This window comes from Halanaerobiales bacterium (genome assembly GCA_035270125.1).
Lineage (GTDB): Bacteria > Bacillota > Halanaerobiia > Halanaerobiales > DATFIM01 > DATFIM01.
This window is the reverse complement of the sequence record DATFIM010000208.1, coordinates 1-3,764: the sequence shown is the minus strand read 5'-3', so window position 1 is coordinate 3,764 and position 3,764 is coordinate 1. Positions and strand designations below refer to the sequence as shown.

Below are 3,764 nucleotides of genomic sequence, written 5' to 3'. Positions count from 1 at the left end.
GTATTCATCAATTACTTTTTCGTTGTATAGCCCATCAATGCCTTGATTCTTTGGTGTCTCGCTTCCTTTTAAAACGGCCTGTCCGCCTTGCCCTTTATAATTCTCGTTCCAGTAAGAAGCAACCAATGTATTAAGTTGGTTAGTGGTTAAATTCTGTCCGTACTCTAAAGCAGATGCTAAATAATCATCATCAACAATACCCGGATTTTGTTTTATCCTTCTCACAATATCCCAGTAAGTACCTTCTGACATCTTAATCTCATTACCTTCTGCATCATTAATTTTAAAGTAAGGGTCTTCTTTGGAGCCACCTGAACTATTTTCTGCTCTTACTTTTGCTAATTGTCTTTTAATGTATTCTGCTGTTTCGGCTTGTTCATATTCAATATTCTTATCCGTTCGGTAATCAATCACATCTTTTTGCCCTTCTATCCTAGCTGCTGCATCATCATCAGCCATCTTATTTTCCCATTCAGCAACATCTAACCCATATTCCGCATCAGCAACTTTTTCTTCTTGCCTTTGCTCACGTTCTAACCCTTGCATCATTGCTTTTAAACGCATTTGCTCATACTTATCATCTGCCTGTCGGTATTCCTCTTGAAGTTTAAGTAACCGGTCTGCGTAAGGGTTTCCGGTATCTCTTTTCGATATTGTTGCTCCCTTTTTACCATAATGCAGGTCAATAACATTTCTTAACATATCACCTAAAGCATTTACTGTGGCCGCTTTCTTTAACTTACTTTCACGGTCTTCGTCTCGCTCTGGCTTCATGTTTTGTTCTACAAATGCTAATAAAGGGTTAGCATCATTTTTCTGATGATACTCTCTTGGGTTGGGTCTGCTTGGTTCGTTATCCAAAACCTCATTCCTTCTTTCATCAACATAAGGGAGGTTGGATAAACCACCTCCCTCTACAATGTTTTTTAAATCTTGTAAAGTGTTAGAATCACGAAGCTTTAAATCATTTTTTAAACTTAAATTAGTCATAAATTATTTATTTTAAAATCCTCGGTTTGAATACATTCCAGAACCACTACCAGCAACATATTTATTAGTATTTAATGAGTTAAATAAATCATTTAAATTAATATTATTCAACGCACTATAATCAGCATTGGCGACGTTAGAGCCGAAATTTGACCAGTTTTGTCCCTGTTGGGCGTTTAGATTCATCTGTGTCCCTAATAATGCATTATTTTGTGACTGATATTGTCTGTCAACCCGGTCCTTCCTTTGTGTCTCATAACCCATTAGGTTATTAATAGCACTATTGTATTTCTCCTGCATTCCGGTTTGTGTTGCTACCTTACTTTCTGCCGTAGCACCACCACGAACAGCACTCTGGCTATTCTGCTCAATGCCTTTTTTCATTTGGTCTCTAAGTTTAGCTAATGCTGCCTGACCGGATTCGGTCTCAGTTACCGGAGTGTTATATTCTTTCCCATACCAGGCATCTAAATCCCTCATACGGTTGGATAATAAATTCTGGTTTTTCTGATTCTGTTTCGATGATTCGTTTGCTCCATATGCTGATAATGCTAAACTTCCTAATGTTAATAATGTTCCTAGTCCTATTGCCATAACGATATATTTTAAGTACTACTGCAAACGAAATTACGCAATACCCTATATTATACCTGTTTAATTATCGTTAATATTGGGATTATATACCTATTTACTAATGTATTAAGCATTAATTTTGGAGGTATGGGTAAGAAGAAAGGAAAGACTAAAGAAGTAGTAGATGCATTACTTGTGTTAAACGAGATGAATGGCAATCTTTCACAGGCTGCTGCAAGGCTTAACATGAGTAAAGCCACGTTAATGCGTTGGAGGAATAGTTACGACCCTGAAAAAAGGAAAGAAATAAAAGAGATAAAAAAAGCGGCAAGACCAAAAAAGCCAAAAAAGCTTTTTGATAAAGAAGCAGAAGAAGCAGTTGTAGAATACACCTCAAATAAAGCAAAACAATCTGTAAAACTTATACAAGAACGGGATAAATGGTTGGATGTTTTAAAAATGTTCCGGGAACAACTAGATGAAACCAATATCCTCGAACAGGATATTCGTAAGTTAGCCGATGTTTATAAGATACTTCATGAATCAGCCACAGGAGAAAGTTTGGATAAAGATAATAACAAATCAAATAACTTCTGGACTGTAATTAATAATCAAATTCTAAATCAACAAAAAGATGAGAGAGACGATTGAATATAAAGGAATACAACGTAATGCCTCAGATATAAACTGTACAGATGGAGCATGCGAGGAAGTAATTAATGCACGGAATAAAAACGGTGCATGGAGACCTGTGGGTAATAAACAAGATTTTGAGCCGGGAGTAGAAATCCCTTCAGATTGTGATAAAATATATTTACATCCCGTAAAAGGAGGTAGTTTTATTTATGTTAGAACAGTAACAGGAACAACAACAGTAACAAGAGACTCTGGCCAAGGATATGAAGTTATTTTGTCATTTAGCACAACAGATGAAGAATTTCAGGGTATAAGTCATTTAAACAGTATCCTTATTGTAACAACCACTCAAAATGTTTATAAGTTTAATTGGGATTATGATGATTATTCGTATAATGAATTGGAAGATATTCCTATACCGTTAATCTCCTTTCGCCAAAGTCTTCATAATCCAATAGAAATAACTGCATCTCCTGGTTTATCATCTTTAGTCGGAGAAATTTATTCAAAACTTGCATCAGCCAAACAAGAAGGATATAGAATGGGTCATACTTTTTTTCGGTTTGCTTATAAGCTTTTCGATGGCTCATATATTAAACATTCTAATTTATATTATGTTGCTTTAGGGAAAAGAAGTTCTGCTATAGGAGAAGAATGTTATGATGGAGCTTATAATAAATGGGAAAGTATTACAATAGACTCAGTAGATACTATAGATACATCTGACCTTTTTAATGCAACGCTTTATCCTGGTTTTGCAGAATATTTTTATAAATATTCAACATCCCAAAAAAATATATTAGAAAAATATAAAGGAATCATTAAATCGTTGTGTATTTTTTCTTCAAACTCAATATCCTTTTATAAAGACCTTACAGATAATCCAGATGATTGGGAATATATTAATACTATCGAAGACGAAAGTTTTGTTGAACACAATTATTACATTCCCTTTTTTTACTCTACTAAAAATTATGAAGATTCTGGTGATATAATAAAATCTAAAGTTTTAGACGAGACAGATATAGTTAATGATGCAATTAATTTTTATAAAATAAAAGAAATTAATTTAAACACCTTAATAGATTCAGATATCGACTCGCCAAAAAATCTAAAATTTCCGGAACATTTAGAAACCAAAGAAACGTTATCTGTAGATAATTTCACTCACCATAATGTTTGGGGAGAAACTAATTACAATTACAACTCTCGTTTACATTTTAGTAATATAACAACAAAATTGTTTAACGGATTTAATTATTTTGAATGGGGATATGGCTCAACAAATAATTCAAGCTACAATTATTTAGCAAGAATATTTATTAAAACAGAACAAGGAGAAAAAGTAGTTATTAAATATACTAACACTCCTTACCTTTTATATGAAAGGGTTGGTGTTGAAAACCTTTATTTTAATAGAATAATAGCTTACCCTGACAGCAGAGCTTATAAAATACAATTTATGAGCAACTATTCAGGGTCTTATAGGGCTGGCTCAGCAGATGCAGAAACAGGTGATATATATTATGAATTTAATTTAACACCACATCCATTTTTAAATTTTT

The 3,764-nt window shown here is 33.5% G+C and carries 4 protein-coding genes; 2 read left to right on the top strand and 2 right to left on the bottom strand.

What is annotated here, in order from left to right:
* Both VJ881_10490 and VJ881_10485 read right to left on the bottom strand, forming a co-directional pair.
* Positions 1-990: hypothetical protein (locus VJ881_10490; GenBank protein ID HKL76478.1), on the bottom strand; the 990-nt coding region annotated here is incomplete at its 3' end.
* A 12-nt stretch (positions 991-1,002) separates the two neighbouring features.
* A complete protein-coding gene (locus VJ881_10485) occupies positions 1,003-1,584 on the bottom strand; it encodes a hypothetical protein (protein HKL76477.1) in 582 nt (193 codons plus the stop codon).
* A 126-nt stretch (positions 1,585-1,710) separates the two neighbouring features.
* Between VJ881_10485 and VJ881_10480 the strand changes: the two genes are divergently transcribed.
* Both VJ881_10480 and VJ881_10475 read left to right on the top strand, forming a co-directional pair.
* A complete protein-coding gene (locus VJ881_10480) occupies positions 1,711-2,214 on the top strand; it encodes a helix-turn-helix domain-containing protein (protein ID HKL76476.1) in 504 nt (167 codons plus the stop codon).
* 100 nt (positions 2,215-2,314) lie between these two features.
* Positions 2,315-3,764, top strand: a 1,450-nt coding sequence (locus VJ881_10475) for a hypothetical protein (GenBank protein HKL76475.1), incomplete at its 3' end; no start/stop codon positions are given.

Bases quoted from the DNA above. Each gene is read 5' to 3' on its own strand.
- VJ881_10485 (HKL76477.1), bottom strand. From the start codon at position 1,584: ATGGCAATAGGACTAGGAACATTATTAACATTAGGAAGTTTAGCATTA.
- VJ881_10480 (HKL76476.1), top strand. From the start codon at position 1,711: ATGGGTAAGAAGAAAGGAAAGACTAAAGAAGTAGTAGATGCATTACTT.